This window comes from Bacteriovorax sp. DB6_IX (assembly GCF_000447775.1).
Classification (GTDB): Bacteria; Bdellovibrionota; Bacteriovoracia; order Bacteriovoracales; family Bacteriovoracaceae; genus Halobacteriovorax_A.
Map to the genome: position 1 here is coordinate 1 of NZ_AUNJ01000229.1, position 212 is coordinate 212.

The following is a 212-nucleotide window of genomic DNA, read 5'->3' on the forward strand; positions in this document are numbered from 1 at the left end:
TTAACTCCATTAACTGTTGTTAAAGAATTTACATCACCCCTTAAGCGTGAGTAAGGATCTATTTTAAAGGTTTGAATGATTGTTGGATACAGACTTTTAAAATCCAGAACAACAACATGCTCATGTAAACCTTTAAGGCCTTCCATGACATAGCCACCAAGACTAGAAGCATCTTTTTGAATATCCAGAATATTTCCAGCAACAAAGCCTTT

General features: G+C 34.9%; 1 protein-coding gene. It reads right to left on the reverse strand.

Going from position 1 to position 212, the window contains the following annotated elements; genetic code table 11:
• The coding region (locus tag M901_RS06795; RefSeq protein ID WP_034721038.1) for a DNA polymerase domain-containing protein at nucleotides 1-212 on the reverse strand (212 nt) is incomplete at both ends.